The 4,349-nt window shown below is 40.4% G+C and carries 5 protein-coding genes; 2 read left to right on the forward strand and 3 right to left on the reverse strand.

Annotated features, from left to right (window positions below):
* Positions 1-665 precede the first annotated feature (665 nt).
* On the forward strand, positions 666-1,238 hold the full coding sequence (locus HP456_RS20455; RefSeq protein WP_172254553.1) for a sugar O-acetyltransferase: 573 nt from the start codon (positions 666-668) through the stop codon (positions 1,236-1,238).
* 475 nt (positions 1,239-1,713) lie between these two features.
* On the opposite strand, the gene HP456_RS20460 is transcribed toward HP456_RS20455, so the two are convergent.
* Together HP456_RS20460 and crcB are read right to left on the reverse strand one after the other, a co-directional pair.
* On the reverse strand, positions 1,714-2,073 hold the full coding sequence (locus HP456_RS20460; protein WP_172254561.1) for a fluoride efflux transporter FluC: 360 nt from the start codon (positions 2,071-2,073) through the stop codon (positions 1,714-1,716).
* The gene (gene crcB / locus HP456_RS20465; RefSeq protein WP_172254555.1) at positions 2,073-2,486 is read right to left on the reverse strand and encodes a fluoride efflux transporter CrcB; all 414 of its coding nucleotides are present in this window, start codon (positions 2,484-2,486) and stop codon (positions 2,073-2,075) included. The genes HP456_RS20460 and crcB overlap by 1 nt, the downstream gene beginning before the upstream one ends.
* Before the next feature lie 102 nt (positions 2,487-2,588).
* Between crcB and mgtE the strand changes: the two genes are divergently transcribed.
* Complete coding sequence (gene mgtE, locus HP456_RS20470) at positions 2,589-3,947, forward strand: magnesium transporter (protein WP_172254557.1); 1,359 nt, start codon at positions 2,589-2,591, stop codon at positions 3,945-3,947.
* 54 nt (positions 3,948-4,001) lie between these two features.
* On the opposite strand, the gene HP456_RS20475 is transcribed toward mgtE, so the two are convergent.
* Positions 4,002-4,241, reverse strand: coding sequence for a hypothetical protein (locus HP456_RS20475; protein WP_172254559.1), 240 nt, complete (start codon positions 4,239-4,241; stop codon positions 4,002-4,004).
* Positions 4,242-4,349: the final 108 nt, after the last annotated feature.

Below are 4,349 nucleotides of genomic sequence, written 5' to 3' on the forward strand. Positions count from 1 at the left end.
CATCTTCTTGCGGTTTTGCTGGTTTCTATTTTGATTTTGCTTGTCTTCTGATGGTTTCATAGGAATGAACCTCCTAGCTAAAAAGGAATTGTATAAGGTTTATCCTTAATTATGGATGGATAAACATCTGAGGTTAGGAAATTGATTGAATAGGGCAACTGTTTATTCAATATATACACGTCATCATCAGCTTTCCCTGGGGGTTTCTCTCAATCTAATTTCAGGTATAAACACATTAAAGCAGGTATTTTAAAAGAGGGGTGATTATGAAAAATACGATGCTAATCGTGAACCGCTCTGCATAACGGGGAGTTTTGAGAAGGAGAATCTCTATTATTCCTTGCTGCATTGATTGATCCAAGAGAAAGATAATATGTTAATATTAACTTAATAAAGGGGGAGGTAACATGAATTCGCCAGTCTTAAAAGATGTTATAGCCATATCCGGCTTTATAACTGCTCTTATTTTAAGTGTTGGAGGGATCATGCTTGCAGCTGGTGATCAAGGGATCTGGGTTATATAGATTGTGATGAGTCTCATGGTATTAAGTTACAGCGTGAGCAGGGCTGAGAAGGTTTATAGAGAAAACTAGCGAATGAAGTGTGAAACCTGAAGGTGTGAACAATATAAAGGTAGACAAAATGATGGAAAAGGAATAGATAACATGAAATCAGAAAAACAAAAGATGCTCGACGGAGAATTATATAAGCCATGGGATCAAGAATTGATAAAAGAACGTCAGCAGGCAAGGCTCTTGATAAGACAATTTAATGCTACAACGGAAATAGAAGAAGAGAAACGAATAGGATTGATCAAGAAGTTGTTTGGTTCTACTGGAGAAGAAGTCTTTATGGAACCGAATTTCAGATGCGATTACGGTTATAACATCCATGTCGGTGATAAATTCTTCGCAAACTTCGACTGTGTGATTCTTGATGTGTGTGAAGTGAGGTTCGGCAATAATTGTATGCTTGCACCGGGTGTACATATCTATACTGCAACTCATCCCATTAATCCCATTGAACGTATCAAAGGTCCAGAATACGGGAAACCGGTATCAATTGGAAACAATGCGTGGATCGGCGGCGGGGCTATCATCAATCCAGGCGTAACCATCGGTGACAATGTGGTCGTTGCATCGGGGGCAGTCGTGACGAAGGACGTACCCTCAAATGTAGTGGTAGGTGGTAATCCTGCACGAATAATTAAAGAAATCGCTTTAACCGATTTTGAATAGTATTAATGAGATACATAAAAAACGCTGATTGGACGAAAGTCAATTCAGCGTTTCCCTGTTTTTATAATTAATCTGGGAACTGCTTAGCAATCCCTTTTGATAAAGCATCCGATTTGAGTTGGGGTTTAAATGGGGGAATGACCATTTTCGAATAATTAAATGCTTGTCTGCACAAAGAGGAGGGGTTGTACATATAGTGAAGTAGAGAAACAAACAAATCGGTAAAAATGAATGCGGTATTTTCATAGCGGCTTGTATAAAATCCTTTAGTCACCGTAACCAAAAGCTTCATTCGTTTTTACCCATGAACAAGCTTTCTCGTCTATATACTTCCGCCGTATAGACAAGAGTACCTCCTTAATTGTTCGTGATGCAAAAGTGCTCCTGCAGCCCAGGAGCACTTTTGCTATTAGGACTGCAATATGTTGTGGATTTACCAGTAAGAAGCATCAGTTCCATACAAGAAAACACTTTATTAAATCCCTCCTGCCATCATTCCGAATAAAGCAAAAAGTATTCCAAATGTATAGCTTGTGAAAAGATAAACAGCAAGCAGTTTCCAGTTTTTCCTGGCATCCATTTGAATGATCTCAAGCTTAAAAGTAGAAAAGGTGGTAAAAGCTCCGAAATAACCGATCCCAATAAATGAGTACAAAGGACCATGAAGCCCATACCCGATTGTATATCCTAAAAAGAAAGAACCTATCAAGTTGACGGTTAACGTTGCATACGGAAATAGTGAAGAAGTTCGGCTTGTAAACCATTTGCCTGCCCAATAGCGTGAAATTGCCCCTAAAGATCCCCCTAGGCCAATCAGGATTCCTTGAATAACCATCAAATTTCATCCTCCATGACAGAATTTTGACGCTCCCATAGATTCCTGCCTGACCTGTAACCCGACCACGACATGAAAAGACCACCTGTCATACTGATTATCATGTATAGGAATGCTATCAGCCACTCAGCCTCAAGTATCAACTCAACAGTTTCCACACTGAAAGCAGAGAACGTGGTGAACGAACCTACCAGGCCTGTGCCAAGTGCTGCTTTTGTTGAGGGGTTCAATTTATTAAATTGAAAAATGAAGGTGGTAAGCCATCCCAATATAAAACAACCGATCAGATTAACTACAAGTGTGCCGAGTGGGAAGTTGTAGATCCAATGAGCGTCTATCCCAGTGCCCAGTATAAATCTTACTACTGAGCCTGCGGCACCGGCTAATCCTATAAATACATATTTTTGCAACATGATGCAACTCTTTTCTCTGAATTTGTTTTCCTTAACTATGTTCATTATGGTTGAAATTGGGTATTATATCAATGACGAAATCATGCAGAGAGAGTTGAGTACATGGCACCTTCTTCTACAGAATACGAATTGACACTTGAAATTATACAATGTTTAAAAGAAGGCAAAAAACGTGGATTCCAGGACATCGTGGATGAACTGCAGCCATATGATATGGCACAGCAGTATCAGCACCTCCCGGCAAAACATCGAAATAAATTCCTTCTTTATTTAAGCATCACCCAGCTTACCGAGCTGATGAAGGAATTAGAGAAAGAAGATCAGTTGGAGGTCCTGCAGAAGCTGGGAATTGAAAAGTCGACCAAGGTACTTGATCTGATGGAAAATGATGATTTGACAACACTTTTATCTGACCTTGATCCTGAACAGATTGAAGAACTGCTCTCCGAGATGAAGCAGGAAGAATCTGCTGTGGTTCAACATATGATGAATTATCCACCGGAAACGGCAGGGAGGATTATGAATAACCGGTTCGTATGGATTTCTAAACACTATACGGTAAGAGAAGCAGTCGATAAATTGAAACATTTTGCCGAGCTTGCTGAGTATTTGAACTACCTTTATGTCATTGATGAGTGGAAGAAGCTTGTAGGGGTAGTTTCATACAAAGATTTGCTTCTCGGTGAAATGCAGGACAGGATAGAAGATATCATGTTCACAAGAGTAGTCAAAGTCGATGTCCATACCGATCAGGAGGATGTGGCTAAATTGATCAGCCGTTATGACTTCATATCCATACCGGTCATTAAGGATGATGATAAGCTGATGGGTGTCATTACAGTAGATGACATTATCGATGTGGTGATTCAAGAGGCAAATGAAGATATCGAGAAGCTTTCTGCTTCAGGTAAAGCGATTGATTTCAACACGAAGCCATTCGTTGCTGCTTATAGAAGATTGCCGTGGCTCATCCTTCTGCTGTTGATCGGACTCGTATCGGGTAGTATTATTGATGGATTCTCAGATACGCTTCAGTCGGCTGTAGCACTTGCATTTTTCATGCCGATGATCGCAGGTATGACGGGGAATACGGGAACCCAGTCTCTTGCAGTTGTCGTTAGGGGACTTGTATCTCAGGATTTGGATGTCAAACAGGTGGTGAAACTCATATTTCGTGAATTGTGGGTAGGGATCATCATTGGTCTCAGCTGTGCGATATTGATATCGGCCATTGCATTCATCTGGCAGGGAAGCTTGACTCTGGGGATTGTTGTAGGGAGCTCCTTATTGATAACGCTCATAATCGGTACGCTTGCAGGTACCATCATCCCGCTTCTGCTATATAAGTTTAATATTGACCCAGCCGTAGCATCAGGGCCGCTCATCACAACTATAAATGACATCTTTTCACTGCTTGTCTATTTTGGGATTGCAAGCATCTTTATATCAAAGTTGTCCTGACCAATGACCAAAAACCGCCCCGACCTGATAAGAGGACGAGGCGGTTTATTTATATCATACTCCTAGTGGCTGCGGATTCAGGAATCGATCGATGGTGTCTGCCAACTTATCGATTGTTGTATATTTCTCCGTTCGCTGTGTTTCAATATAGGTTAATAAAAACATTTCAGTGTCAAAGTGGTAATTTACCGACAGTACAGGTGTCTGGTCGTTGGAACAGAAAGTGTGAATAATCTCACTCTCCTTGAAATTCACTTGTGTATCCAGCATTCGAACTATTGTTTCGAGTGACATAATACGTCTCCCTTCTTGATTATAGAGGGGTTGACTAAATACAGTCTCGAAGACCCCAAATAATTCATTTGCTTAGTAATCTACTATATCATAGAATAGAATGTTTAT

The sequence above is a fragment of the Bacillus haikouensis genome (assembly GCF_013179555.1).
GTDB lineage: Bacteria > Bacillota > Bacilli > Bacillales > Bacillaceae_B > Rossellomorea > Rossellomorea haikouensis_A.